Genomic DNA, 23,439 nt, shown 5'->3' with positions numbered 1-23,439 from the left:
TCGACAACATCTAAAGACGCGTCAGCTCAGGTATCAGTTCCCGGATACGGAAGACCCGCATCATCTCCTGTTGCTCCTCAGGGAGCTGCCGGAAGATGCGGGCAAGCTCGTTCTTGCGCACCTGATGCTTGACCACAAACACCACGTACGGGAAGTAGTCAGCCGTGCTCATCTCGACGGCCCGCCAGTACCCGGCCACCTTCTCCCGGATGCGTGCCGGTTGTTCAGTGCTCAGGTCGATCTCAAGGAAGTACGCACTGCTGCGGTGGTCGTGGGCGAAGTCCAGGGCCACGTACAGATCAGCACGGATGCTTGGCGGAACGAGCCTCTCTACCTCCCAGGCCGTGACCGCGAGGACGCCCTTCTTCTCTGCTCGTCGCAACTCCAAGTAGGTGTCGGCAATCATGAGAGCGTGGTTGTTGACGTTGGGCGACAGCCGCCCTTCGACGCCCAGGAGCAAGCGGCCAGCGCGGCCGAGCTGGTAGACGAACGCCCCGGCCCCGCCCCTCTCTCCGGTTGCCCGACGACCAACCCGCGACAGGTAGCCGAGCCGTACCAACCGGCCGAGCACCTTGTCAGGAACCGAGTGCGACCTATCCGCAAACAGCATCTCCGTAAGGTGAGTTGAAGCGAGCTGGGAAAAGGTATGGGTGAGCTTGAGCGCTTCATAGTCGCGCTGGGTCAGCTCCACGGTCCGACCTCCGTCCGGATAGGCCACGGTGTTTTCGCTGATCAGGGTGGCTGCGGGTACAGGGGTAGACCTACGGTCAGGCCACCTCTGCCCTACGGGGTTCGCCTACCCTTCGAGGTTTTCCATCTGAGTACGCCAGGCTTCGGCGACACGCGCCGACGCGTCGAGCTGGTGCTTCATCGAGGCCGACCACTGGCGGGTTTCGCCCTCGATCATCCCTTCGAGGAGTGGGTCGTCATGATGACGCCGACCAAGACGCTCTGCGACGGCTTCGACATCCTGGAGGATGTTTTCGAGGTACTCGATGCTTCGCCCGAGGTACGCCAGTTCTGAGAGAAGGTTCTGCACGCTACGCATCGCTTGAACTCCTCGGGCCACCGAAGCGCGGTCGTCGGGTGGGCGGCGCCGGGGCCGGCTGACCGCCACGGCGCCGTTTGATTTCCTCGTCCACCTCGGCCGCGGGACGGGCATAGGTTGCGCGGGACAAACGCCGCACCTCGTCGGCAAAGCCGGTCTCAACTACCGGTGGCAGTGTGACCCCGGTAACCGGCGTACTGACGCCCTCAGTAGTTGCGAGCCGTGCGACCACTTCAAAGCGCCGTAGGTTCATGAAGTCATCTGGGGTCAGACTGCTGCCGAACCCGCGAGCAAAGGTTCTAGCCTCGTCGGCAGACGTTTGGAAGACCACCGTCGAGCGGGCGTTGTTCTGGGTGGCGTCTTGGAGTTCACGGCTGAGTTGCCCGAGGAACTGATGCGCCACCGTCATCGCGAGACCGCGACTCCGGCTCTGCGCGAACATGTCGGCAGGCTCGAACGGCAGGTTGATGAAGTCCTGGAACTCGTCGAGGTAGAGCATGGTTGGTCGGGCCGGATCAGTAGCCCCGGCCTGTACGGCACTCCAGACCGAATTAAGCAGCAGGCTGCCGAGGAGTCCGGCCGTGTCCTTGCCTTCCGTGGCACGCGAGAGGTTGACGAGCAGGATCTTGGCGCTCCGCAGAATGTCCGCCAGATCTACCGTGCTGCGTGACTGCCCGATGATGTTCCGGATCGACGGCCGGTTGTTGAGCTGCCAAATCCTGTCCATGACCGGCTGAAAGTGGGACGCCCTCGTACGAGCGTCACCAAATCCTTGCCACCACGCTGCCAGCTCCTCGATATGCGCCACACCACGCACGAGGTTCTGCGAGAACTCTTCTTGGTCCGGCCTCGGCACCGCGAGCGCCCCGATATCCGCGAACGTCATCGGGGCCGTGGTTCCGGCCGACATCATGAGCGTCAGGATCAGGTGGTAGAAGCCCTGCCGTACGCGCACTCCTCGGGCATCCTGCGGATACAGGTGGTCGAAGAGTCGTTGGATGTCGGCAGCCACCACGAAGGGCGAACCCTGCAAGATGTTGAAGCCCACCGGATAGTTCGTGTCACTTACGTCGAGCACGACGACATCGTGAAGCCGGCGTTCAGGCACGCGCTCCAGCGCCGCCTTGAACAGGTCGCCCTTGCTCTCGATGAGCACCACCCCGCGACCGGCGTTCATGTCCTGCGCGATGAGGTTGGTAAGTAGCGCCGTCTTACCGGAGCCGGTTGGCCCAACGACCTGAAGGTGCCACAGCGACTCCGCCGGTGAGAGCGCGAGAGGCCGCTGCACCCCTGGAAAGTTCGACCGCGCGATTACTCGTCCCGCCCGTGACACGGCTCCGACCGGCGCCAGTTGCCGCGTCCGGCCCCGTGGAAGCCCGGCAACATGCGGCGCGCCGATTGGCCATGCCAAGAGCCCCGTCAACTCAGAGACGGACACCCGCGCCGGAAACAACGTCGGCACCGCCGCACGTTGGACGCGCTCGATCACGCGCCTACTCGACGTGACCCGCCGCTTGAATCGGCTGTGTCCACCGCTCGCCCCACTGAGACTGGATCGCATCTGTGCCAGAAGCTGGTCACTGCGCGCTGGACTGCCCGCCTTCACCGCCAGGCGCAGGACAGCCAGAAAGTTGGGTTCACCGAGCTTCGCCCGCTCGTCCGTAATCCGGTCGCGGTCGCCGACTCCGCCCAGGAGCCGCCCAGCAAATCCCGGCGGCCCACTGTCGGACGCCTGCTGCGGTGGTCGCTCCCGCAGTGCAGGCGACAGCACCCACTGAAGAACGACGGCTTCCCCACGGCCGAGCGGCTGCATGGTCGTGAGCAGACTGGAGGCCAGAGCCTCGGCATTCCACACACCGAGGCCGCGCCGAGGAGCACTCGTTCCAAGCTCCACCGCGGCCGTCCATTGAAGCGGCGCTTCCTCCTCGCCCGCCGGCGTGACCGTAGAACCGGGCATCAACGAGCGCAGCTGCCCGGCCACATAGCCAGCCTGTCCTTCTGGCACCCGCAGCCGGTGCTGGATACCCGCTTCGCGCGCCTCGACCTCGCACACGAATGACGAGACACCAAGCAGCCGCCGCGGCCCGCTCGTGAGCGTGCCGCTTACCGCGTGCAGCCACGCCGTGACGTGGTCGGCGTTCAGGTCGGCCGGGAACGTCAGAGAGAACACGGTGCGTCCGTACGCATCGGTCGGCATCTGGATCGGCCCCCTTACCAGCGCGTCATGCGGTAGTAAACGAAGCCGAGCACCAACGTGATCGCGAGGCCGCTCACGACGTACGGCACGAGTGGCGCAATCGCCAGCCACAGCACGTGAATGGTGAGCGCAGCAAGGAGGAGCAACGACAGGAAGTTGCGGGCCTTCTTCACAACAGAACCCTTCTAGAAGAAGCGGGCGACCTACGGTCGTGGCCGGCGGGGATCGGAAAAGTGAGCATCTAGGCGTAAAATGGAATTTAGGAATGACGAGGGATCAACAAGACATCTGGGAACGTGAGAAGCGAGCAGTTCGTCAGCTTCGGGACGCCCTCGGCAAGCCGGTCGACCAAGCCATCGTCGAGACGGTGGCGATCCTGCGACTTCTCGGCTTTCACACCGACAGCTCGTGCGGTGGCCACTTCGACCGGGCGGCCAGTCCGTACGTTGCGTTTCGCGCACCGAGCAACCAAGCCGACCGGCGGCGCATCGAGGAGGCCGACACCCAAGTCGAGAAGCGACGACGCAAGAACCAGGCGTTCAAGCACAACGCCGGCGAGCTGGCTCGGCTGCTGCCCTTGGTGGAGCGCTTCTACGAGACACGCGACGTGCCACAGTCGAGGCGGCTCATCTGTCAGGGCTTCGGCCTCATTGGCTACCACCTCACCGCTCAGTCCGCGGATTTGGTGCATGTCGCATCCAAGGACGAGCGACGCGCGTTGGTAGACGCTCAGCGCCAAGAGTTCGACGCCTTCGCGGAGTTCATGAAGGCCGAGTTCTTCGGGACGAAGAACGACGCCCCAACCCGAGCGGCCTGAGCCGCCGCTCGGGTTGGCTCGACGACTATTCGTCATCGTCGACGCGTATGAAGCCATCGCCTTCACAGGTCGGGCAGTCGATCGGTTCTTCGACGCCAGGCGGCGCAATCATGGTGGTGCCATCGCACTCGGGACATACCTTGTTGCCCATCTTCTTCACCTCCTTCCGTTGATGCTGCCGACCTACGACCCGTGGCCGGCGGGAGTTGAAAGGGGACGCATCTACGACGCGTCCACTTCGGGCTTGGTGGGGTGGCTCTGGCCGGAGCTGCCTTCCCCGTAATGCGCTACAACTCAGCGGCGCCGGTGGTGACGGGGGTTGTACCCCCACTCATCCGCGACGTCTTCCGTGAGTCGACGGTCGTACTCGCGGCGGTGCATCTCCGCCTCGATCTGCTGCCGTCGCTGGTTGTAGCGGATCCTGTGGCCGAACTTCTTGTCCAAGAAGTGCAGGAGCCAAAGCCCGCCGCCGAAGAACACACACAGGTAGATAAATCCGAGCCACGCCATGGTGCTTACCTCCTTGTGTTGCGGTACTGGGTTGATCGGTTGCGGTGTTCTCGGGTGATGGCGCGCATCTTGACCACCGCCTCGTACTTACGGACACGGAGCGCGTAGAACGGGTTTTCCATGCGCTTCTCTTCGCGCAGGAACTTCAGAAAGTCGATGGCCGCCCAGACCACGCCACCCACGATGAGGAGCATGCTGGCAACGGCTACGACCATGAGAGGGACGTTCACCTAGAAGCTCCCACGCCCGAAGTCGCGAATATCGCGCCCGGTCTGGCGGGTGAACTCCTGCACGATCTTGTGCAGCTCTGCACCGAGATACGGATCACTTTGCGCCAGTGTGCGAGCCAGACCCACCACGTCCGTGATGTCGTGCATGGCGTTCTCGGTCAGGCATGTACGAAGCGCAGCCGTGAGCTCCTGCTTCCGGGCTTCGTACAGCAGGCCCGTCCTGTCACGGTCGGCGCGTGCCTGCAACGCTCGCTGTTCCTTGGACGGCCGCGCCAACCATCCACCCCGCCCGTTCTGTTGTCCGTCGCCACCAAGCATCAGTTCGCTGCCCATTGGGTCGAGCCCTTCTTCCGTGTCGAGGCGGCCTCGTAGAACGCGACGTTCAACAGAGCCGGCCGCGGCGGGTAGGTCGATGAGTCCAAGAGTGGAGGATCCTCCCCTTCAGCGTCAAGGCCACAGCTCTACTAGACGCACGCTTCTTGCTTGGCCGCCGTTCGAACAGATACCGTGAACCCATGACAGACGACGAAGCAACCCCGCAGCAGCGGGCGGCCGAGACCAAGCGGAGGCGAACGCGAGAGTGGATCATCACGTCGACGCTCGACCTCTACGGCGAACTGGATAAGGGGGACTTCACTCGCGAGCAGATCGCGGAAGCAGCGGGGGTCGGCCTAACCACGTTGTCCAATCACTTCCGATTGAAGTGGGACGTCCTGAGGGTGGCGCATGAACGGTTGCTCGCCCCGATCGTCGAGCCGCTCCGCGAAGGCCGCCTGAGCGGGACCTACAAGCCAGACGACGGAGTTGTGGAGCTGCTGCGCTACCTCTACGCCGTCGCCAAGATGTGCCACCAGCACCGGGCGCTCACGGTGGCAATGATCCGGGCGTACTACGAGACCGCCCCGGATCAGCGGCCGGAGCTGTACAACAAGTTCGGGACCATGGGTTCGTTCCCAGAGAAAAATCTCGGTTGGTACATCGGCAACGGCTTTTCGCCGATCTTTACTTCTCCGCCATTCGGGGGAAGTTACATGCTTCTCGCCAGTGACAGGCCACGCTCGCACGCCGATGTCGAGACGGCTTATTACCACGCACAGGCACTATTGACGCAGCTGTATCACGAGCCGTCCGAAGATGCGCCAATCCTCGTCACACGCGTGGTCAGCCGAGAGATGCTCTCCGTTCTGATGCCTGACATCGACATGAAGACGACAGAGCAAAAACTCACGGGAGTGCAGAGCACCGTGAATGCCTGGTTCGAGGATCGAAAGAGGCGGGAGGAAATGTACTAACGAAACTCGCATGATTCAGGAAATCACCGATAATGGCGAGACAGCGGAATGCCACCCAGATCAACATGGATCAGGGTGGCATTTCCGTGAACAATAGGAACTCATTGCATAATTCCTAAAAGTATGTTATAAATATACATAGATTACCGAACGGGTAATAGCACTCCCCTGTCTTTGGGTGAGGCGCCACGGCAACTGCTTCTTTTAGCTGCTGGGGCGCTTTATCCAAATTGACCAGGAGAGATGTATGTCAACAGAAGCACTCAGCCCTCAGCAGCGAGCTGCTCTTACCAAGACGGTGCGGACTCGCAAGTGGCTAGCTGACACCGCCCGCGCCCTGCTGGACGAGAACGGCTGGTACGGCGTGACGCGTGAGGATGTTGCCAAGGCGTCGGGCTTCGGCCTTACTACCTTGAGTAAACACTTTCCAACCAAGCGCGGCTTGGTCATCGCAGCCTACGCCCCGCTTGTCCTGCCGCTCATAGAGAAGACCAGGAACACACCGAGCCTCCCCGGCCCAGTGCTGACCACCTTCATCCGTGAGCTTGCGGAGATCTGCGCCGCGCATCCGGCTTTGGCCGTAGCCTTGTTGCCCGTAGCACGTGATGCGCGCGTACAGAACAACACCGACGAGTCCGCGTACGACCTGACCCTGCGGGAACTCGCAGAGCTCATTGTCCTGCCGCTCAGCGGCCTACGAGATGAAAAGCTGCCGGTGGAAGTCGCCGAGTATCACCTTCTCGGACTACTGTCCTGGATCGAGAATCACCCCGAAATCCCCGGTACAACCGCCGCCGAACTAGCTCTGAGCCAGCTCAACCTTCTGTGACCCACCCCGCAGCCCCAGCGAAGAACGCCACCGCGTCCGCTGTCGGTCGCGGGGTGTTCTTCGTTTCTGGGCACGCCCCTAGAAATGCGAAGACCCCTGCCGAAGCAAGGGCCTTGAGCAAGCTGGAGAATATTAGGCGACCTTGGTCTTCGCGTACGCCTCCTTGATCTCCGCCGGGACGCGACCACGGTCGTTCACGTCGTAGCCGTTCTCCTTGGCCCACGCGCGGATCAGGGCGGTGTCACCACTGGAAGCCGCCGTCTGAGTTGTACCGCCACGCCTACCGCCGCGCGTTTGGCTCATCTTCCGACCCTTGTCGACGTACGACTCAAGGGCCTTGCGCAGCTTGGCCGCGTTCTTCTCGTTCAGGTCGATCTCGTACGTCCTACCGTCGAGGCCGAACACGATCGTCTCGGAAGCCTCGGACCCGTCGAGGTCGTCAAGCAGTTGGATAATTGTTTGCTGCGCCATCGTCGGTTCGTCCTTCGTCGCGTTCCAGGTGAACAACATGCTGATGTTGCTGACTTTTTATCAGTATGGCGACTACGCGCGCAACGCGGCCCCGTGGTGGGGCCTCATTCACGGTGCCCGCCTCAGCCCACTGCGACGCCCAACGAAGAACACCCCGCGACCGACCAACGGACACGGGGTGTTCTTGCTTTTCAGGGGTTCTTGCGCTGCTACGTCGTTCCCTTGAGATCGTCAGGGCCAAGCTCGTCCAGCACCTCCTTGAAGAGAGGGGCATCTTCGGGGTGTGCCTTCAACTTGGCTTCCATCTCAGCTTTTATCTCGGCTTTGCGCTTCGCGAGTGCTTTCTCCTTCTTCAGGCGGTCGTGCCGGTTGGCAGCCCAGATCACGCATGCGATGACAAGAATCGCGAAGGTGCCACTTACCGTCTGGCCGCCTTCGCTGGCTGCTCGGAACATGTGAATCACGCCCTTCTGGGGAGCACTTCGGTATCAAGGAGGCCCGCCCAACTATCGGTGAGTCCGACCGTGCACTGGAGACGCAATGTTCATCAGCTGCCGTCGTGATGGCGCGCCCTTCTACTCCTGCCGTACAGCAGCCAGCGGCCCAGTTGAGGACGTGAAGCGCGCGGCTCGGTCGATCCTGGAAGCTGCAACCGGTGCAGCGGCCACGCTCGCCTAGTCGTTCGGAACCAATGCGACTGCTGCATACGGAAGATGCAGTGGTGACAGGCGAACAGAGGCAGCGCCGTACCTCGAACCACCATGTCGCCGACGTGCGCCACGGGAACACCGAGCGCCTCGCAGCGGAAGCACGTCCCCCGGTACCAATCGAACAGGTCCCATATCTGCTGCGACCTCATCGGGCATCAGCTCGCTCGTGATCAGCCCGATCAACCCGCAGCCGGCCACAGCCCCTAGATCGCATCGTTCCCTCGCGATGCGGCGGCCACCGAAGCTGTCGTCTCCATCAGGTGCTCGAACAGCGCAGTGCGCGCCTGGTCTTCAACCGGTCCCCGTGGTGCCCGGATGCTTGGGTGCAGTATGAGCGGCGCGTGGTCCTGGTCGAAAGGGGGCGACTCCACAGGTACACCGAGGGGAAGTTCAGCCCAGACAACCTTGCCACCGACCGGCGAACGGTAGATGTTCCACCGTTTCGCCAGCGCATCAATGAGCAACAGACCGCGCCCGCTTGTGTCCTCAAGGGCGGGGTTCTTCCTGACGGGTGCTGCTTCGCTTCTGTCCCAGACCTCGACGTAGAGGCTGGCTTCAAGCGCCCGGAGCTGTATCCCGATGACATGCTCCGCGTTGATCTGCCACGGCTTCGGCTCCGGGGCGGTGATGCCACTGGCCTTGATGGCGTTGGTGACAAGTTCGCTCATGATGAGCGTCGCAGTCTCTGTGTGGTCGTCGAACTTCCAGCGCGTCAGCGTGTGCCGGACGAACATCCGGGAGACGGCGACCGCCGAAGGTACAGCGGTCAACCGGAGTGATGCGGCGAGCAGAGGAATCGGGTGCACGGTGTCGGGGTTCATGATGCAGTGCTCCTGTTCTGCGGAGCACTCTGGACGATCCACAGCCGCGCGCCGATCTCGCGTTCGATGTGGTCACACATGGCAGCCTGTAGTCCTGGCAGCCGAGCGAAGTGCCAAAGTGACGGCACGATTACGTGCTTGACCTCTGTGTTCTTGAGCGCGTCAATCAGGGTGAAGAAGGCCGATTCATCGTTAGCACGCAGCCGTTCGATGAACAGCCGCTCCAAGGTGAAGCCTTCACGGCTGGCGTATGCCGCCAACTCCCGCTTGATTGTCTCGGTTTCGTCGTTGTCGTCGTCACTTGCCGTTAGTCGCATGTAGCCGTACATGGCTGGTCGCATCCGTTCCTCCGGGGGGGTTGGAACGGCTGGCGAGCGACGGCACCGTCCTCAGCCGCTCGCCAACCTGCCAGTCAGAGAAGCGTTTTGACCTGCGCAAACACCACAGCAAACGTGCCGCACCGATGACGCATCCGTGTCGCACTCGGCGGGCTGGCCTGCACTGATGCGGTCAACGGGGCTAAGGTGAAACCTCGCCCCGTACACCCGGAGGGATGGGCGATGGCAGCGAAGCGCATACGCCTCGCTCAACGTCGTAAAGCGGCAGGCTTCACACAAGAGGCACTTGCCGAGTATCTAGGCGTCGAGCGTTCAACGGTAGGTCGCTGGGAGAGCGCCGACACCGAACCGCAAGCCTGGCTCCGGCCAAAGCTTGCCCACGTGCTCAACATGTCGAGCGAAGAACTGCAGGCCGCCCTCGCCGATGTGGTCGTGACCCAAACGCCGCAGAGCGAACGAATGACCTACGCTCTCCAGAATCCAGCGTCCGCCGACCTGATGGTCGTTGCCTATCTGCACGAGCGACTGCGGCAACTCGATGAGTCCTACGACAAGGCGTCCTCCACGGGGTTGCTCGGTCCAGCCGGACAGGTACACGGGCAGGTGAAGTTCCTTCGGGAGAACGCTAGCAACGCGCGTGTCCGTCGGGCGCTCTATGAGGTAGAGGCTGACTCGGCAACTCTCATGGGGCAACTGGTATGGGATGTCAGCCAGAGACGCGACCACCAAGCACCCTTGTCGTACTTCCAAGAAGCCGTCAACGCAGCCCGGCACGTCCGTGACCCGTCCATCGAGGCGTACGCGACGTTGCGCATGTCCTATGTGGCGCTCTACGGCGAGAAGAACCCCACGCGGGGCGTCATGCTGGCGCAGCAGGCCGCCGAAGTTGCTCAGTTGGCCAGTCCATCGCTGACTGGGTTGAGTCTGCTTCACGTCGCCGAGGGGCACGCCATGACGGGCGTGATCTCGGAGTGCGAAGCGGCGCTGCAGAAGGCCGAGGATCAGTTCGACCGTGTCCACCCCGATGATGTGGCTGCCCCGTACTACACCGTCAACGAGTACAACCGGCTGGCCGGAAGCTGCTACCTATTCTTGGGCTTGCCCGAACGAGCCGAACCGATCCTCCGTATGACCACACGGGCGCTGGCGGGCAAGAAAAAGTCTCAGGCCATCGCGCTGGGCAACCTGACCTTGGCACTCATCCAGCAACGAAAGCTCGATGAAGCGGCCAGCGCCATGCATCGCACCATTGATGCGGTGGAGCTGACGCGCGGTGGCGGTGGTCTTAACCTGGCGTTCTCTGCTGGGCGCGAGCTTCGGCAGTGGCGACAGGAGCCGTGGGCGCAGGAGATCAACGACCGACTGCTAGCTCTAATGGCAGCGATCTAAGTACGGGCGGGGTGCGCATGAACGACATCGACCAGGCTAAGCAGCAGCTACGCGAGAAGGTGTGGCGTCGACTCATCGACGGCGGCGGCGCTCCGGCTGACTCGTACGGCAAAATCCCTGGCTTCTATGGTGCCGAGGACACGGCGGAGCAACTGGCCGGGCAAGATTTTTGGCAGCGGGCCACCACCGTGAAGGCCAACCCCGACTGGGCACAGCTCGCAGTCAGGGTCCGGGCGCTCAAGGACGGCAAACGCGTCTACATGGCCGTGCCGCGTATGGCGTCGCTGCAACCGTTCTTCTTGCTCGATCCTGAGTCGCTGACGCTTCCGCCCGAGGAGGCAGCTGAGAAGAAGGGCGCGGCCCAAGTTGCCCGCCGGCTTGGCGTTGAGTCGATGGAACCTATCGACGTGGTGGTGTGCGGCAGTGTCGCCGTCAACCGATCCGGAGCGCGCATCGGCAAGGGTGCCGGATACTCCGACCTTGAGGTTGCTCTCTTGATCGAGGCGGGGTTGGTGACAGATCAGACGGTGATCGTCGCCCCCGTACACCAGCTCCAGGTGGTCGAGGATGACATCCCCGAGACCGAGCACGATTTCTCCGTGGACTACATCGTCACGCCCGACGAAGTGATCCCGTGCACCAACCGGCGTCGGCCGCCGGGGTTGGTGTGGAACGACCTCACCACCGAGAAAATTGCTCAGATTCCGGTACTAGCTGCGCGACACCAGACGTAACTACACTTCGCTATCCAGAGCGCCCGACCTCCCCCCGTGGTCGGGCGCTCTTTGTGTGCAAGATCGCCTGTTTGGATCGCTCACATTTGCGAGCAGTCATCTGCACTCGCTCGCGTCTGGAACGGCTCCAGGGGGCGGGCTGCATCGCTCCGTGTGCTCTGAGCTGCGCAAACACCCCTCTGGCAAGATCCTTTAGGAGGTGCCAGGACCGAGGGTCGAACGCCAAATGGATCATGAACAAGGGGTAGTTGTAACCGCATTGAGACCACTGGGATTGGGCAGCACCCACACGCGTGACGCCCCGATCATCCGCTCCTGCGGCCCGATCGCGGCCTTGCGGTCACCGAACGCCGCCCGGTACGCGGTCACGCCCACCACCGCGAGCCAGCGTGGACCCAGCCGTTCCACCCTGGCGGTCAGCAGACGTCCGCCCTCGACGTACTCCTCGGCCGTCAGCTCGTCGGCGCGTGCCGTCGCCCGGGCGACGACGTTCGTGATGCCGAGCCCGTACGACGGCAGCTCGTCCTGCTCGGCGGGCTTGAGCAGCCGGGGTGTGAAGCCGGACAGATGGAGGACGGGCCAGAAGCGGTTGCCGGGGCGGGCGAAGTGGTGGCCGGTCGCCGCCGTCATCAGGCCCGGGTTGATGCCGCAGAAAAGGACCCGGAGGCCGTCCGCGGTGACATCCGGCACCAGCCGGTCGCGGGCGGCCTCCAGTTCGGCCTGGGTGAAGCGGGTCAGAGGATCGCTCCCGGCGTGTAGCCCGCGGCCTCCGGGCGCTGCTTCACGATCTCCTCGATCCGGCCGACGACGACGGCGACCTGGTCGGCCGCGGCGCCCGTGAAGGACAGCTTGTCGGCCATGAGCGCGTCGAGCTGGACGCGGTCCAGCGGGATGCGGTCGTCGGCGGCGAGCTTGTCGAGGAGTTCGTTGCGCTCGGCGCCCCGCTCGCGCATGGCGAGGGCGGAGGAGACGGCGTTCTCCTTGATGGCCTCGTGCGCGACCTCGCGGCCGACGCCCGCGCGCACCGCGCCCATCAGCACCTTGGTCGTGGCGAGGAACGGCAGGTAGCGGTCCAGCTCGCGCGCGACCACGGCCGGGAAGGCGCCGAACTCGTCGAGGACGGTCAGGAAGGTCTCCAGCAGACCGTCCAGCGCGAAGAAGGCATCCGGCAGCGCGACCCGGCGCACGACCGAGCACGACACGTCGCCCTCGTTCCACTGGTCGCCGGCCAGCTCGCCGGTCATCGACGCGTAGCCGCGCAGGATGACCATGAGGCCGTTGACGCGCTCGCAGGAGCGGGTGTTCATCTTGTGCGGCATGGCCGACGAACCGACCTGCCCCGGCTTGAAGCCCTCGGTCACCAGCTCGTGCCCGGCCATCAGCCGGACCGTCTTCGCCAGCGAGGACGGGGCCGCCGCCAGCTGGACGAGCGCCGTGACGACCTCGTAGTCCAGCGAGCGGGGGTAGACCTGGCCGACGGAGGTGAAGGCCTGCGCGAAGCCGAGGTGCCCGGCGATCCGGTCCTCCAGCTCCGCCAGCTTGGCGGCGTCCCCGCCCAGCAGGTCCAGCATGTCCTGCGCCGTGCCCACCGGGCCCTTGATACCGCGCAGCGGGTAGCGGCCGAGCAGCTCCTCGACCCGGCCGTACGCCACGAGCAGCTCGTCGGCGGCGGTCGCGAACCGCTTGCCGAGGGTGGTCGCCTGCGCGGCCACGTTGTGCGAGCGACCGGCCATGACCAGCTCGGCGTACTCACCGGCCAGCTTGCCCAGGCGCGCCAGCACGGACACCGTACGGTCGCGCATCAGCTCCAGGGAGAGCCGGATCTGCAGCTGCTCGACATTCTCGGTGAGGTCCCGGGACGTCATGCCCTTGTGGACGTGCTCATGCCCGGCGAGGTCGTTGAACTCCTCGATCCGTGCCTTCACGTCGTGCCGCGTGACCTTCTCACGCTCGGCGATGGAGGCCAGGTCGACGGTGTCGAGGACCCGCTCGTAGTCGGCGAGCGCCTCGTCCGGCACCTCGATGCCGAGGTCCTTCTGCGCCCGCAGCACGGCCAGCCAGAGCTGCCGCTCCAACCTCACCTTCTGCTCGGGCGACCAGAGCGTGGCGAGCTCGGTGGAGGCGTAGCGTCCGGCGAGGACGTTCGGGATACGGGGCTTGGCTGGCGCAGAAGTCACGTAGACGGATTCTACTGGCGATTCGTGCAGGTGAGCGCAGCGGGGCTTTTGGTGGAACCTACGAAGCCCCCGCGCCGTCGGCGAGCTCGGCCAGGATGTCCCCGTGGCACGGCTCCGGCGCGCACCAGCAGGCCAGGGTCTTGCCGCGCAGGTCCGGGACGAGGGCGAGCAGGTCGGGGTCGGCCAGGAGGTAATCGCGGTACTTGGCCATGATCTCGGCGCGTGTTCCGTCGCGCTTCTTCGTGGGGGTGTCGTACTGGAAGGGGTTGTAGAGGGAGTGCTGGGGGAGGTCCCAGTGGCCCATGGTCCAGCGGCGGCCGACGTAGACGAGGTCGGCGGGGGCGTGTTCCAGGCGGGGGCCGAAGTCGTGGATGCGGCCCTTGAGGTTGATGACGGTGGTGGACACACGCGCCTCCAGGTACGACGGCTCCTTACGCTACTGGGCCCTCGTAGGGCAGCAACTCGGGCCGCTTGGCCGGGAGGCCGTCGCCGGAGGAGCGGCCGGTGAGGCGGCGGCCGATCCAGGGCAGTAGGTACTGCCTGGCGAAGCGGGCGTCGGCGACCCGGCGGGCCGACCAGCCGGGCGGCGCGGTCGGGGGCATCGGGGTGCGCCACTGCGCGTCCTCGGCCTCGTAGCCCAGTGTCTGCCAGATCGCTTCGGCGACCCGGCGGTGGGCGTCGGCGGTGAGGTGCAGCCGGTCCACGTCCCACATGCGGGGATCGCTCAGCGAGGGGGCGCCGTACAGGTCGACGACGAGGGCGCCGTGCCGGGCGGCCAGGTCGTCGACGCAGGTGAACAGCTCCTCCATGCGGGGCCGGAACCGCTCCAGGACGGGGCCCTGCCGGCCCGGGCTGCGCATCAGGACAAGCTGCTCGCAGGCGGGGGCCAGGCGTTCCACGGCCTCCTCCAAAAGCCCGCGTACCCGGCCCATGTCGCATTTGGGCCGGAGCGTGTCGTTCAGGCCGCCGACCAGTGTGATCACGTCCGCGTCCATCGCGGCCGCCACATCCACCTGCTCGGCGACGATCTGCCCGACCAGCTTCCCGCGCACAGCGAGATTGGCGTACCGGAAGCCGGGCGTCCGCGCGGCCATGCGGCCCGCGAGGACATCGGCCCAGCCCCGGTACGAACCGTCGGGCAGCCGGTCGAACATGCCCTCGGTGAAGGAATCGCCGACCGCGACAAGGCTGGAGTACGTGGGAGATGGGGGAGACGTGGCAGATGTCGGTGACGTGGATGACGTCGGTGACGGGGGATGCGTGGGATTCGTGGCATTCGTCTGCATGGCAAAAGCGATGCTATCCCGTTCACATACCCGGCGGTCGGTCGGCCTCCGCCACCCCCGATCCCGCTGGCCGCCCCCCCGTCACCTCCGCGCCTCACACGGTCGGCTGCCCGAAGAGCTCCCGCAGCACGTCCTCCATGGTCACGATGCCGGCGAGTCGGCCGTCCGCGCCCTGCACGGCCGCCAGATGCGTACGGCTGCGGCGCATCGCGGTGAGTACATCGTCGAGGGGTGTGGTCTCCCGGACGCGGGCGATGGACCGCATGTCCCGGACGGAGAACGGCACGTCACGCGGGGCCGCGTCGAGCGCGTCCTTCACATGGAGATAGCCCACGATCCGGCGCCCCTCGTCGACCACGGGGAAGCGGGAGAACCCGGACTCGGCCGAAAGCCGCTCCAGCTCCTCCGGGGTGACGCCCATGCCCGCGTACACGACGCGCTCCAGCGGGAGCACGACATCGCGCACGGGGCGTCGGCCCAGCTCAAGGGCGTCGTGCAGCCGCTCCTGCGCGCGGTCGTCGATGAGCCCGGCCTCACTGGAGTCCCGGACCAGCCGGGCGAGCTCGGTGTCCGAGAAGGTCGCCGTGACCTCGTCCTTCGTCTCGACCCGCAGCAGCTTCAGCAGCGCGTTCGCGAAGGCGTTGATCGTGAAGATCACCGGGCGCAGCGCCCGCGACAGCGCCACCAGCGGCGGGCCCAGCAGCAGTGCGCTGCGCACCGGCTCGGCGAGCGCGATGTTCTTCGGCACCATCTCGCCGAGCAGCATGTGCAGATAGGTGGCCACCGCCAGGGCGATCACGAAGGACACCGCGTGCCCCGCGCTCTCCGGCACACCGACCGCGTGGAACACCGGCTCCAGCAGGTGTTCGATCGCGGGCTCCGCGACCACACCGAGGACCAGGGTGCACAGCGTGATGCCGAGCTGCGCCGCCGCCATCAGGGCCGACACATGCTCCAAGCCCCACAGCACACTGCGCGCTCGCCGGTCGCCCATCTCGGCGTACGGCTCGATCTGGCTGCGGCGTACGGAGATCAACGCGAACTCGGCGCCCACGAAGAAGGCGTTGACGACCAGCGTCGCGAAACCGATCAGCAACTGGACGGCGGTCATCGCTGTCCCTCCTCGTCAGCGGAAACGGCCGGCGCGTGCAGCAGCACCCGCGCGGCCCGGTGCCCGGCGGCGTCCACCACTTCGAGCCGCCAGCCGACGACCTCGACGATGTCGCCGACGGCCGGAATACGGCCCAGCTCGGCGGCGACGAGGCCCGCGAGCGTCTCGTACGGCCCCTCGGGCGTGCGCAGTCCGACGCGGGCCAGCCGGTCGGTGCGGGCCGAGCCGTCGGCCGAGTAGAGCGGGCGGCCGTCGTCGTCGGTGCCGACGGGGGCCAGGTCGGGCGTCTCGTGCGGGTCGTGTTCGTCCCGCACCTCGCCGACGACCTCCTCCACGATGTCCTCCAGCGTCACCACACCGGCGGTCCCGCCGTACTCGTCGATGACGACGGCCATCGTGCGCTTGCCCGAGAGCCGGTCCAGGACCCGGTCCACGGTCAGAGACTCGGGGACGAGGAGCGGCTCGCGCAGCAGCTCGGCCACGGAGGTGCGCGGCCGGCGCGCGGCGGGCACGGCGAGGCAGTCCTTGATGTGGACGGTGCCGATTACCGCGTCGAGGCTGCCCCGGTAGACGGGGAACCGGGACAGACCGGTGGCGCGGGTCGCGTTCGCCACGTCCTCGCAGGTCGCCTGGGCTTCGAGGGCGATGACCTGGACACGCGGGGTCATCACGTTCTCGGCGGTCAGATCGGCGAGGTTCAGCGTCCGCACGAACAGCTCGGCGGTGTCCGCCTCCAGGGCGCCCTCCTTGGCCGAGTGCCGGGCGAGGGCCGCCAGCTCCTGGGGGCCGCGCGCGGAGGCCAGCTCCTCGGCGGGCTCGACGCCGAAGCGGCGTACGAGGCGGTTGGCGGTGTTGTTGAGGTGGGTGATGAAGGGCCGGAACGCGGCGCTGAACCAGCGCTGCGGGTTCGCCACCTTCTTCGCCACGGGCAACGGCGCGGAGATCGCCCAGTTCTTGGGCACCAGCTCGCCGACGACCATCAGCACGATGGTCGACAGGGCCGTACCGATCACCAGGGCGACGGAGCTCGACGCGGAGCTCGGCACGCCGGCCGTCTCCAGCGGGCCCGCGATCAGCTTGGCGATGGACGGCTCGGCGAGCATGCCGACCACCAGGTTGGTGACGGTGATGCCGAGCTGCGCGCCGGAGAGCTGGAAGGTCAGATTCCGTACGGCCTTGAGGGCGCCGGCGGCGCCCCGCTCGCCGCGCTCCACGGCCCGCTCCAGCCGGCCTCGGTCGACCGTGGTCAGCGAGAACTCGGCGGCGACGAAGGCACCACAGGCCACGGAGAGCAGCACCGCCACCAGAAGGAGGAGCACTTCGGTCATCGGGTCACCTCCGTCCCATGATCGGGCAGGGGCGGGAGGAACGCGCGATGTCGGACACCGGCCCGGGTACGACGTGTACCGGGTCGGGTACTGGGAGGCTCGCCCATGGGCGGACGCTCACAACCTTTCCGTAGAGGTTGACTGGTCCAACCATGGTAAAGGATCAGCAAAGCGGGTCTCTGCCGCTCCGGTGGCCTCCGGTTCCTACTCCCCGAGGGGCTTCACCCACCGCCGCCACTTCTCCTCGGGTGCGTACCCGGCGGCCCGCCACGCATGCTGGGCCGTCTCGTTCCCTACGAGCACCATCGCGTCGCCGCGCCGCCCGCCGAGCCGTACGAACCGCTCCTCGGCGGCGGCGAGCAGCGCCGAGCCGATGCCCTGACGCCGCCGCTCCGGGTGTACGGCGAGCCGGTAGAGATGGCACCGCCAGCCGTCGAAGCCGGCGATCACCGTGCCCACCGGTTCGCCGTCCTGCTCGGCCAGGATCAGCGTCTCGGGATCACGGGCCACCAGCCGCTCGACGCCCTCGCGGTCGTCACTGATGCTCGTGCCCTCTGCGGCCACCTTCCAGAAGGCGAGTACGGCGTCCAGGTCGTCGGGCGTCGCGGCCCGTATGCGCAGGTCGGTCATGGTGCGATCCCATCACGGGGCCCGGACGGCGACCCGGAATTCCAGCATCCGGACAGGCTCCGGACCATGGCCGCCGACGAACGTCACCTGCCGCGCAGCGCCTCGACGACCCGGGCGAAGATCTCCATGTTCGGTTCCAGGACGGTCAGATACGAGAATCCGTACCGCTCGCGCTGCGCCAGTACCTGATCGACGATCTCCTCCAGCGTTCCCATGAGGACCAGGGGGAGCAGGAGGACCTGTTCCTCGCTCAGGTGCGGGATGCGGTCGAGCCACGGCTGTATGGCGGCGCTCCGGTCCCCGGTGATCTCGACGATCTGGATCAGCAGGTTGAGTTCGGCGGGTTCCTTGCGTCCGACGGCGAACTCCTGGTAGCGGGCGACCCGTTCGTCGAGTTCCTCGGCGGTGAGCGGTTCCAGCCTGCCGCCCGGCAGGGTCCGGGCGGCGGTGAACGCCGCGATGTCCGCGTGCTCGGCGGTGAGCCGCAGCATCCGGTCGCCGTTGGCGCCGATCAGCAACGGCACCCGGGGCCGCTGCACTGGGCGCGGCTCGTGCTCGTCGGAGCCGAGGCGCCGGTCCAACTCCTCGACGGTGCACAGGAGATGGTCGACCCGCTCGCCCGGCGACCCCCACGGCAGACCGGCCTTCTCGTGCTCGGCCTCCACATACCCGGTGCCGAGCCCGAGTTCCAGGCGCCCGCCGGTCAGCGCGTCCGTGGTGGCGACGTCGCGCGCCAGCAGGGTCGGGTTCCAGAACCCCGCGTTGAGCACGAACGTGCCGAGCCTCGGCCGCTCCGTCGCCTCGGCCGCGGCGACGAGCGACGGGAAGGGGGCCGGCATGCCCAGATGGTCCGGGACCAAAATCACGTCGTAGCCGAGCTGTTCGGCGCGGCGGCACTTCGCGCGCCACTCCTCGGCGGACGTGGGACTCAGCAGATTGACTCCGAAGCGGAACGGGCGCGGCATGAACTCTCCTCACCTGAAAGGGACTTGAGCCGGGACATCGGCGAGTACATCACTCGGGTGCGGGTGCCGCCAGCGCATTCGGGTGCGTTCTTCGGTGCGGGTGAGTGGGGGCTGGTCGCGCAGCCCCCCGCCCCCAAAGGCATGGGGCTCACCCGGAGTTCTTCAGGGGCGCGGGGAACCGCGCGAGCAACCACGACATACCCGCACCCTTACTCGTGCGCGATAGCCGCCAGCACGTTCATACGGGAGGCGCGGAGCGCCGGCAGCAGCGCCGCCACCACACCCACCACCGCCGAACCCACCACCACCGCGATGACCGTGCCCCACGGGATCGCCAGCTCCTTCATGCCCTGCAGGGCCAGCACCTGCTGCACGCACACGCCCCAGACCAGCCCGAGTGCGAGGCCGAGGACCGCGCCGAACACGGCGATCACCACCGACTCCAGCCGGATCATCCGGCGCAGTTGCCGCCGGCCGAGCCCGATCGCGCGCAGCAGCCCGATCTCACGGGTGCGTTCGACCACCGACAGGGCGAGGGTGTTGACCACGCCGAGCACGGCGATGACGATCGCGAGGCCGAGCAACGCGTAGACCAGGTAGAGGAGTACGGCGATCTGGTTGCGGATCAGCTCCTTGTAGTCGGCCTGGTCGCGGACCTGCACCTGCGGATACGCGTCCAGCGTCCGCTCCAGGTTCGCGCGCAGGTCGTCGGGGCCGACCCCGGAGCCGGTGTTCACGTACAGCGCCGAGTCCTGGCCGTCGGGCACGTACTTCTCGATGGTGGCCATCCCGAAGTACAGCCCACCCCGCACCCCGAAGCCGTCGGCGGTGTCCTGGTCGGTGAGGGCGGCCACCTTCAGTTCGGTGTCCTTCCCGGCCGGGAACCGCACCGGGATCGTGCTGCCGATCGTCACGCCGTGGTCCCGCGCGAACCCCACGTCCATGGCGATGGCGCCGTCCGCCAGGGCCGCGGCGCTGTCGCCCTCGGCGTAGGTGACGTTCGCGATGTCGTCGAGCCGGGGGTCGTAGGCCGCGGCGGTCGTCTCGATCCGCTCGCCGTCCGGGAGTCGTACCGCGACCGGGGTGAACCGCTGCCGTACGACGAGGCCGGCGCCGTCCGTGGCGCGGACCTTGTCGGTGATCTCCCGGGGGAACGGCATGAAGTTCTGGTTCTGGATGACGAAGTCGGCGCCCAGCGTGTTGTCGATCTCGGCGTCGAACGACTTGGTCATCGACGCGCTCGCCACGGACATGCCGCCGACCAGCGCGATCCCCACCATCAGCGCGGCCGCCGTGGCCCCGGTCCGGCGCGGGTTGCGCAGGGCGTTGCGCTGGCTCATCCGGCCGATGGAGCCGAACAGCGCGGGGAACGCGCCGCCGAGGACGCGGATCACCGGCCGTACGAGGAGTGGGCCCGCGATGACGGTCGCGATGAGTGTGAGGACCACGCCGAGGCCGAGCAGCGAGGCCGCCGAGCCCGTGTCCGACGCCAGCGCGCACCCCACGAGCGCGGCGGCACCGGCCGCCCCGATGATGCCGCCGACCACCGCGCGCACCTTCAACGGCCGTCCCACCCCGGCGATCTCGGCGTCCGAGAGCGCTGCCATCGGCGACACCGTAGCCGCACGCCGCGCCGGCAGGTACGCCGCCACGAAGGTGACGCCGAGCCCGACGACGTACGCCGCGATCGGGGTACCCACGCCGATCACCATCTCGGTGGCCTTCAGGTTCATCCCGAAGGCGCCCATGAGTTCGATCAGCCCGTAGGCCAGGCCGATGCCCACGGCGAGGCCGAAAGTCGAGCCGACCAGGCCGAGCAGGGCCGCCTCGGTGAGGACCGACCGGCGTACCTGCCGCCGGTCGGCGCCGAGGGCGCGCAGCAGCCCGAGTTCGCGGGTGCGCTGCGCGATGAGCATCGAGAAGGTGTTGACGATGAGGAAGACGCCGACGAGCGTCGCGATGCCGGCAAATCCCAGCATCACGTACTTGATGACGTCGAGGAACCCGCCGAGCGAGGACGCGGCCGACTCGGCCTGTTCGTCGGCGGTCTGGTAGTCGTACGCGCGCGGCCCGAGTTCGTCGGCGATCCGCTGCTTGAGCTGGTCGTCGCTGACGCCCGGCGCGGCGGTCACCGAGATGGTCGTGGCGGCGTCGGGGTCGCCGAGCAGCTCGGTCTGCGCGGTCGGGGTGTCGAGGAAGAGCAGCGCCGCACCGGGGTTGGTGGTGGTGAAGGTGGCGATGCCGACGACCTTCACCTTGAAGGAGCCGGGCTGGGCGAGCACCGAGAGGGTGTCGCCGATCCGCACGTCCTTGTTCTTCGCGGTGTCCGCGTCGAGCAGCGCCTGGCCGGGGCCCTCCGGCGCGTGACCGCTGGTCAGCTTCACCGGGCTGCGGTCGGTGAGGTACCAGTTGGTGGCGATGGTGGGGGCGCCCGTCGTCGGCCCCACCGACTCGTTCTCGCTGTCGACGACCGTGATGTTCTCCACGGCCGCGTCGACATGGGTGTCCTCGACGCCGTCGATCCCCGCGACCCGCTGTGCGAGCGACGCGGGCACGGTCTCGACCGCCCCGGTCGGCAGCTGACCCTCCAGGTCGTCGTCCTTCGGGCCCACGGTCACATCGGCCGAGGTGGAGGCGAAGAGCCGGTCGAAGGTACGGGTGACGGTGTCCGAGAAGATCAGGCTGCCCGAGACGAACGCCACGGACAGGACGACCGCCAGTGCCGAGAGCAGCAGCCGCCCCTTGTGCGCGAGGAAACTCCGCAAAGTCGCCTTCAGCACGGTCTCAGTCCTTGTCGAGGTCGATGGGGCCGGCAGCGGATACGTCGGGGGACACGGCGGGGGACCCGTCGGTGGATACGTCGGTGGTGGAGCCCTCCGGGGCGACGGTCGACCGGAGCGTGTCGAAGCGCTTCATGCGCTCCAGCACCGCCTCGGCCGTCGGGCGCTGCATGCGGTCCACGATCCGCCCGTCGGCGAGGAAGAGCACCAGGTCGGAGTGGGCGGCGGCGCCCGGGTCGTGGGTGACCATGACGACCGTCTGGCCCAGCTGGTCGACCGCCTCGCGCAGGAATCCCAGCACTTCGAGGCCGGCCCGGGAGTCGAGGTTGCCGGTCGGCTCGTCCGCGAAGATCAGCTCGGGCCGTGAGGCGAGCGCGCGGGCGCAGGCGACGCGCTGCTGCTGGCCGCCGGAGAGCTGGGACGGGCGGTGCCCCAGCCGGTCGCGCAGCCCCAGCGTGTCGATGACCTGGGCCAGCCACTTCTCGTCGGGCTTCTTGCCCGCGATGTCCATGGGCAGGGTGATGTTCTCGGCCGCGTTCAGTGTGGGGATCAGGTTGAAGGACTGGAACATGAAGCCGACGCGGTCCCGGCGCAACCGGGTCAGATCGCGGTCCTTGAGCCCGGTGATCTCGGTGTCCCCGAGCCACACCTGCCCGGCCGACACGGTGTCGAGCCCCGCGAGGCAGTGCATCAGCGTGGACTTCCCCGACCCCGAGGGCCCCATCACCGCGGTGAAGCGGCCGCGCGCGATGTCCACGTCGACCGAGTCGAGGGCGAGCACCGCCGTCTCGCCCGAGCCGTACGCCTTCGTCAGGCCCCGGGCGCGGGCGGCGATGCCGTCGGCTTCCGCGCGGCCGAGGGTGTGCTCAGCGGCAGCAGTGGACAAAACGGCCTCCAGGCTCGAACCAGTTCGAATTCCGGGCGTTCCCGGACGAGCCTAATGTGATCCAGTGCACACCCGGAATCCCCCCGAAGTTCGAGGGTGCCTCCGTCGCAGGTCGGGTATCCGATGCCGATGTAAGGGGCACCCATTTTCTTGTCCTGGGGGCGGGCCGCGCGGTGCCACGCGGCGTGGGGGTCACGCCGGGCGGAGGCGCCCTTGCCCCGCTAGCACTCCGGCGCTAGCGTCAAGCCATGGCCAAGACCCAGCTGAACGTCCGGGTGGACGAGGACACGGCCCGAGCCGCCCGGGAGCGAGCCCTGGAGCGTGGGATGAGTGTGAACCGGTACATCGAGGAGTTGGTCAGGCAGGACACCGGCGAGGTGGGCCACACCTTCGTCGAGTCCGCCGCCGACTTCATGAAGCAGTACGAGGCGGTCTTCGTCGAGGAGTTCGGCGCGGAATTCGAAGGCCGGCGCGAGGGACGTCACTGATCCCTTGAGTCAGCTCCGCATCGACCTCGCCTGGCTCCTCATGGTCGCCGAACGGAAGACGCCCGGAGATCCCCAGGTCACCGACTGGGGTGCCCTCCTCGCGGCCGTCGCCCGGCACGAGGCCGCGATATTCGACGTCCCCGTCTACGACACCCCCCATGCCCGGGCCGCCGCCCTCCTCCAACTCCTGATGCACGTGCCGGCCCTTGAACGCTCCAACGCGCTGTTCGCCTCCGCGGTCGCCTACGGCTACCTCGTGGCCAGCGGCGTCAAGGTCGTCACCTCCGCCGAACAGGTGCGCGAACTTGCCAGACTGGTCAAGAACGGCGAGGCCACCGTGCACGACATCACGCGGGAACTACGCCAGTGGAGCCTGTGAGCCGACCGACGACGCCGACCCCG

At 66.8% G+C, this 23,439-nt stretch carries 29 protein-coding genes; 7 read left to right on the top strand and 22 right to left on the bottom strand.

Annotated features, from left to right (window positions below):
* Window positions 1-10: 10 nt before the first annotated feature.
* The 4 genes from I8N67_RS02125 to I8N67_RS02110 form a co-directional block, all read right to left on the bottom strand.
* Window positions 11-691 carry a replication-relaxation family protein gene (locus I8N67_RS02125; RefSeq protein WP_200300813.1) on the bottom strand — a complete coding sequence of 227 codons (681 nt, stop codon included), beginning with the start codon at window positions 689-691 and terminating at the stop codon, window positions 11-13.
* A gap of 105 nt (window positions 692-796) precedes the next feature.
* Entirely contained in the window at window positions 797-1,048 is a 252-nt protein-coding gene (locus tag I8N67_RS02120) for a hypothetical protein (protein WP_200300812.1), read from the bottom strand.
* Window positions 1,041-3,245, bottom strand: a complete 2,205-nt coding sequence (locus I8N67_RS02115) for a type IV secretory system conjugative DNA transfer family protein (RefSeq protein ID WP_200300811.1) — start codon at window positions 3,243-3,245, stop codon at window positions 1,041-1,043. The genes I8N67_RS02120 and I8N67_RS02115 overlap by 8 nt, the downstream gene beginning before the upstream one ends.
* A gap of 14 nt (window positions 3,246-3,259) precedes the next feature.
* The gene (locus I8N67_RS02110) at window positions 3,260-3,418 is read right to left on the bottom strand and encodes a hypothetical protein (RefSeq protein ID WP_200300810.1); all 159 of its coding nucleotides are present in this window, start codon (window positions 3,416-3,418) and stop codon (window positions 3,260-3,262) included.
* A gap of 92 nt (window positions 3,419-3,510) precedes the next feature.
* Here I8N67_RS02110 and I8N67_RS02105 point away from each other — a divergent pair, with 92 nt between their 5' ends.
* Window positions 3,511-4,062 (top strand): hypothetical protein, encoded by a 552-nt coding sequence (locus I8N67_RS02105; protein ID WP_200300809.1) that lies wholly within the window; start codon window positions 3,511-3,513, stop codon window positions 4,060-4,062.
* A gap of 25 nt (window positions 4,063-4,087) precedes the next feature.
* On the opposite strand, the gene I8N67_RS43705 is transcribed toward I8N67_RS02105, so the two are convergent.
* The 4 genes from I8N67_RS43705 to I8N67_RS02090 all read right to left on the bottom strand — a co-directional run bounded on the left by I8N67_RS43705 (window position 4,088) and on the right by I8N67_RS02090 (window position 5,135).
* Entirely contained in the window at window positions 4,088-4,213 is a 126-nt protein-coding gene (locus tag I8N67_RS43705; protein ID WP_267912640.1) for a hypothetical protein, read from the bottom strand.
* A 143-nt stretch (window positions 4,214-4,356) separates the two neighbouring features.
* Window positions 4,357-4,572 (bottom strand): hypothetical protein, encoded by a 216-nt coding sequence (locus I8N67_RS02100; protein ID WP_200300808.1) that lies wholly within the window; start codon window positions 4,570-4,572, stop codon window positions 4,357-4,359.
* A gap of 5 nt (window positions 4,573-4,577) precedes the next feature.
* The gene (locus I8N67_RS02095) at window positions 4,578-4,787 is read right to left on the bottom strand and encodes a hypothetical protein (protein ID WP_200300807.1); all 210 of its coding nucleotides are present in this window, start codon (window positions 4,785-4,787) and stop codon (window positions 4,578-4,580) included.
* Between the two features lie 15 nt (window positions 4,788-4,802).
* Window positions 4,803-5,135 (bottom strand): hypothetical protein, encoded by a 333-nt coding sequence (locus I8N67_RS02090; protein ID WP_200300806.1) that lies wholly within the window; start codon window positions 5,133-5,135, stop codon window positions 4,803-4,805.
* Between the two features lie 182 nt (window positions 5,136-5,317).
* Between I8N67_RS02090 and I8N67_RS02085 the strand changes: the two genes are divergently transcribed.
* Together I8N67_RS02085 and I8N67_RS02080 are read left to right on the top strand one after the other, a co-directional pair.
* Window positions 5,318-6,094, top strand: a complete 777-nt coding sequence (locus I8N67_RS02085) for a TetR/AcrR family transcriptional regulator (RefSeq protein ID WP_200300805.1) — start codon at window positions 5,318-5,320, stop codon at window positions 6,092-6,094.
* A 247-nt stretch (window positions 6,095-6,341) separates the two neighbouring features.
* Complete coding sequence (locus I8N67_RS02080) at window positions 6,342-6,923, top strand: TetR/AcrR family transcriptional regulator (protein ID WP_200300804.1); 582 nt, start codon at window positions 6,342-6,344, stop codon at window positions 6,921-6,923.
* A 132-nt stretch (window positions 6,924-7,055) separates the two neighbouring features.
* Here I8N67_RS02080 and I8N67_RS02075 read toward each other — a convergent pair whose 3' ends face one another.
* From I8N67_RS02075 to I8N67_RS02060, 4 genes are all read right to left on the bottom strand, one after another.
* Window positions 7,056-7,394 (bottom strand): histone-like nucleoid-structuring protein Lsr2, encoded by a 339-nt coding sequence (locus tag I8N67_RS02075; RefSeq protein ID WP_200300956.1) that lies wholly within the window; start codon window positions 7,392-7,394, stop codon window positions 7,056-7,058.
* Window positions 7,395-7,603: 209 nt separating this feature from the next.
* A complete protein-coding gene (locus tag I8N67_RS02070) occupies window positions 7,604-7,858 on the bottom strand; it encodes a hypothetical protein (protein WP_200300803.1) in 255 nt (84 codons plus the stop codon).
* A gap of 449 nt (window positions 7,859-8,307) precedes the next feature.
* Entirely contained in the window at window positions 8,308-8,925 is a 618-nt protein-coding gene (locus tag I8N67_RS02065; protein WP_200300802.1) for an ATP-binding protein, read from the bottom strand.
* Window positions 8,922-9,254 (bottom strand): recombinase family protein, encoded by a 333-nt coding sequence (locus I8N67_RS02060; RefSeq protein WP_234044835.1) that lies wholly within the window; start codon window positions 9,252-9,254, stop codon window positions 8,922-8,924. The genes I8N67_RS02065 and I8N67_RS02060 overlap by 4 nt, the downstream gene beginning before the upstream one ends.
* 231 nt (window positions 9,255-9,485) lie before the next feature.
* Between I8N67_RS02060 and I8N67_RS02055 the strand changes: the two genes are divergently transcribed.
* The gene (locus I8N67_RS02055; protein WP_200300800.1) at window positions 9,486-10,652 is read left to right on the top strand and encodes a helix-turn-helix transcriptional regulator; all 1,167 of its coding nucleotides are present in this window, start codon (window positions 9,486-9,488) and stop codon (window positions 10,650-10,652) included.
* Between the two features lie 17 nt (window positions 10,653-10,669).
* The gene (locus I8N67_RS02050) at window positions 10,670-11,386 is read left to right on the top strand and encodes a 5-formyltetrahydrofolate cyclo-ligase (protein ID WP_200300799.1); all 717 of its coding nucleotides are present in this window, start codon (window positions 10,670-10,672) and stop codon (window positions 11,384-11,386) included.
* A gap of 231 nt (window positions 11,387-11,617) precedes the next feature.
* Here I8N67_RS02050 and mug read toward each other — a convergent pair whose 3' ends face one another.
* From mug to I8N67_RS02000, 10 genes are all read right to left on the bottom strand, one after another.
* Window positions 11,618-12,076: a G/U mismatch-specific DNA glycosylase gene (gene mug / locus I8N67_RS02045; protein WP_307835122.1), complete on the bottom strand. Its 459-nt coding sequence runs from the start codon at window positions 12,074-12,076 to the stop codon at window positions 11,618-11,620.
* A 44-nt stretch (window positions 12,077-12,120) separates the two neighbouring features.
* A complete protein-coding gene (purB, locus tag I8N67_RS02040; protein WP_200300798.1) occupies window positions 12,121-13,563 on the bottom strand; it encodes an adenylosuccinate lyase in 1,443 nt (480 codons plus the stop codon).
* Window positions 13,564-13,621: 58 nt separating this feature from the next.
* Complete coding sequence (locus I8N67_RS02035) at window positions 13,622-13,969, bottom strand: DUF4326 domain-containing protein (RefSeq protein WP_200300797.1); 348 nt, start codon at window positions 13,967-13,969, stop codon at window positions 13,622-13,624.
* Window positions 13,970-13,994: 25 nt separating this feature from the next.
* A complete protein-coding gene (locus I8N67_RS02030; protein ID WP_372443609.1) occupies window positions 13,995-14,849 on the bottom strand; it encodes an SGNH/GDSL hydrolase family protein in 855 nt (284 codons plus the stop codon).
* Between the two features lie 94 nt (window positions 14,850-14,943).
* The gene (locus I8N67_RS02025; RefSeq protein WP_200300795.1) at window positions 14,944-15,960 is read right to left on the bottom strand and encodes a hemolysin family protein; all 1,017 of its coding nucleotides are present in this window, start codon (window positions 15,958-15,960) and stop codon (window positions 14,944-14,946) included.
* Window positions 15,957-17,288 (bottom strand): hemolysin family protein, encoded by a 1,332-nt coding sequence (locus tag I8N67_RS02020; RefSeq protein WP_200300794.1) that lies wholly within the window; start codon window positions 17,286-17,288, stop codon window positions 15,957-15,959. The genes I8N67_RS02025 and I8N67_RS02020 overlap by 4 nt, the downstream gene beginning before the upstream one ends.
* A gap of 204 nt (window positions 17,289-17,492) precedes the next feature.
* The gene (locus I8N67_RS02015; protein WP_200300793.1) at window positions 17,493-17,918 is read right to left on the bottom strand and encodes a GNAT family N-acetyltransferase; all 426 of its coding nucleotides are present in this window, start codon (window positions 17,916-17,918) and stop codon (window positions 17,493-17,495) included.
* A gap of 83 nt (window positions 17,919-18,001) precedes the next feature.
* Window positions 18,002-18,883, bottom strand: coding sequence for an LLM class F420-dependent oxidoreductase (locus I8N67_RS02010; protein ID WP_200300792.1), 882 nt, complete (start codon window positions 18,881-18,883; stop codon window positions 18,002-18,004).
* A gap of 209 nt (window positions 18,884-19,092) precedes the next feature.
* Window positions 19,093-21,663, bottom strand: a complete 2,571-nt coding sequence (locus I8N67_RS02005; RefSeq protein WP_200300791.1) for an ABC transporter permease — start codon at window positions 21,661-21,663, stop codon at window positions 19,093-19,095.
* A 4-nt stretch (window positions 21,664-21,667) separates the two neighbouring features.
* On the bottom strand, window positions 21,668-22,549 hold the full coding sequence (locus tag I8N67_RS02000; protein ID WP_200300790.1) for an ABC transporter ATP-binding protein: 882 nt from the start codon (window positions 22,547-22,549) through the stop codon (window positions 21,668-21,670).
* A 248-nt stretch (window positions 22,550-22,797) separates the two neighbouring features.
* Between I8N67_RS02000 and I8N67_RS01995 the strand changes: the two genes are divergently transcribed.
* On the top strand, window positions 22,798-23,037 hold the full coding sequence (locus tag I8N67_RS01995) for a toxin-antitoxin system HicB family antitoxin (RefSeq protein ID WP_200300789.1): 240 nt from the start codon (window positions 22,798-22,800) through the stop codon (window positions 23,035-23,037).
* Window positions 23,038-23,041: 4 nt separating this feature from the next.
* Window positions 23,042-23,416, top strand: a complete 375-nt coding sequence (locus I8N67_RS01990) for a fic family toxin-antitoxin system, toxin component (protein WP_200300788.1) — start codon at window positions 23,042-23,044, stop codon at window positions 23,414-23,416.
* The last annotated feature ends 23 nt before the right edge of the window (window positions 23,417-23,439 follow it).

Source organism: Streptomyces adelaidensis (genome assembly GCF_016598475.1).
In the GTDB taxonomy this organism is placed as follows: domain Bacteria; phylum Actinomycetota; class Actinomycetes; order Streptomycetales; family Streptomycetaceae; genus Streptomyces; species Streptomyces adelaidensis.
The sequence above is the reverse complement of the archived record's forward strand: the minus strand, read 5'-3'. Positions and strand labels throughout refer to the sequence as shown.

Excerpts from the sequence above, each read along its gene's own strand:
- I8N67_RS02120 (WP_200300812.1), bottom strand. The coding sequence starts at position 1,048 with ATGCGTAGCGTGCAGAACCTTCTCTCAGAACTGGCGTACCTCGGGCGA.
- I8N67_RS02115 (WP_200300811.1), bottom strand. The coding sequence starts at position 3,245 with ATGCCGACCGATGCGTACGGACGCACCGTGTTCTCTCTGACGTTCCCG.
- I8N67_RS02105 (WP_200300809.1), top strand. The coding sequence starts at position 3,511 with ATGACGAGGGATCAACAAGACATCTGGGAACGTGAGAAGCGAGCAGTT.
- I8N67_RS43705 (WP_267912640.1), bottom strand. The coding sequence starts at position 4,213 with ATGGGCAACAAGGTATGTCCCGAGTGCGATGGCACCACCATGATTGCG.
- I8N67_RS02100 (WP_200300808.1), bottom strand. The coding sequence starts at position 4,572 with ATGGCGTGGCTCGGATTTATCTACCTGTGTGTGTTCTTCGGCGGCGGG.
- I8N67_RS02095 (WP_200300807.1), bottom strand. The coding sequence starts at position 4,787 with ATGGTCGTAGCCGTTGCCAGCATGCTCCTCATCGTGGGTGGCGTGGTC.
- I8N67_RS02090 (WP_200300806.1), bottom strand. The coding sequence starts at position 5,135 with ATGGGCAGCGAACTGATGCTTGGTGGCGACGGACAACAGAACGGGCGG.
- I8N67_RS02085 (WP_200300805.1), top strand. The coding sequence starts at position 5,318 with ATGACAGACGACGAAGCAACCCCGCAGCAGCGGGCGGCCGAGACCAAG.
- I8N67_RS02080 (WP_200300804.1), top strand. The coding sequence starts at position 6,342 with ATGTCAACAGAAGCACTCAGCCCTCAGCAGCGAGCTGCTCTTACCAAG.
- I8N67_RS02075 (WP_200300956.1), bottom strand. The coding sequence starts at position 7,394 with ATGGCGCAGCAAACAATTATCCAACTGCTTGACGACCTCGACGGGTCC.
- I8N67_RS02065 (WP_200300802.1), bottom strand. The coding sequence starts at position 8,925 with ATGAACCCCGACACCGTGCACCCGATTCCTCTGCTCGCCGCATCACTC.
- I8N67_RS02060 (WP_234044835.1), bottom strand. The coding sequence starts at position 9,254 with ATGTACGGCTACATGCGACTAACGGCAAGTGACGACGACAACGACGAA.
- I8N67_RS02055 (WP_200300800.1), top strand. The coding sequence starts at position 9,486 with ATGGCAGCGAAGCGCATACGCCTCGCTCAACGTCGTAAAGCGGCAGGC.
- I8N67_RS02050 (WP_200300799.1), top strand. The coding sequence starts at position 10,670 with ATGAACGACATCGACCAGGCTAAGCAGCAGCTACGCGAGAAGGTGTGG.
- I8N67_RS02030 (WP_372443609.1), bottom strand. The coding sequence starts at position 14,849 with ATGCAGACGAATGCCACGAATCCCACGCATCCCCCGTCACCGACGTCA.
- I8N67_RS02025 (WP_200300795.1), bottom strand. The coding sequence starts at position 15,960 with ATGACCGCCGTCCAGTTGCTGATCGGTTTCGCGACGCTGGTCGTCAAC.
- I8N67_RS02020 (WP_200300794.1), bottom strand. The coding sequence starts at position 17,288 with ATGACCGAAGTGCTCCTCCTTCTGGTGGCGGTGCTGCTCTCCGTGGCC.
- I8N67_RS02015 (WP_200300793.1), bottom strand. The coding sequence starts at position 17,918 with ATGACCGACCTGCGCATACGGGCCGCGACGCCCGACGACCTGGACGCC.
- I8N67_RS02010 (WP_200300792.1), bottom strand. The coding sequence starts at position 18,883 with ATGCCGCGCCCGTTCCGCTTCGGAGTCAATCTGCTGAGTCCCACGTCC.
- I8N67_RS01995 (WP_200300789.1), top strand. The coding sequence starts at position 22,798 with ATGGCCAAGACCCAGCTGAACGTCCGGGTGGACGAGGACACGGCCCGA.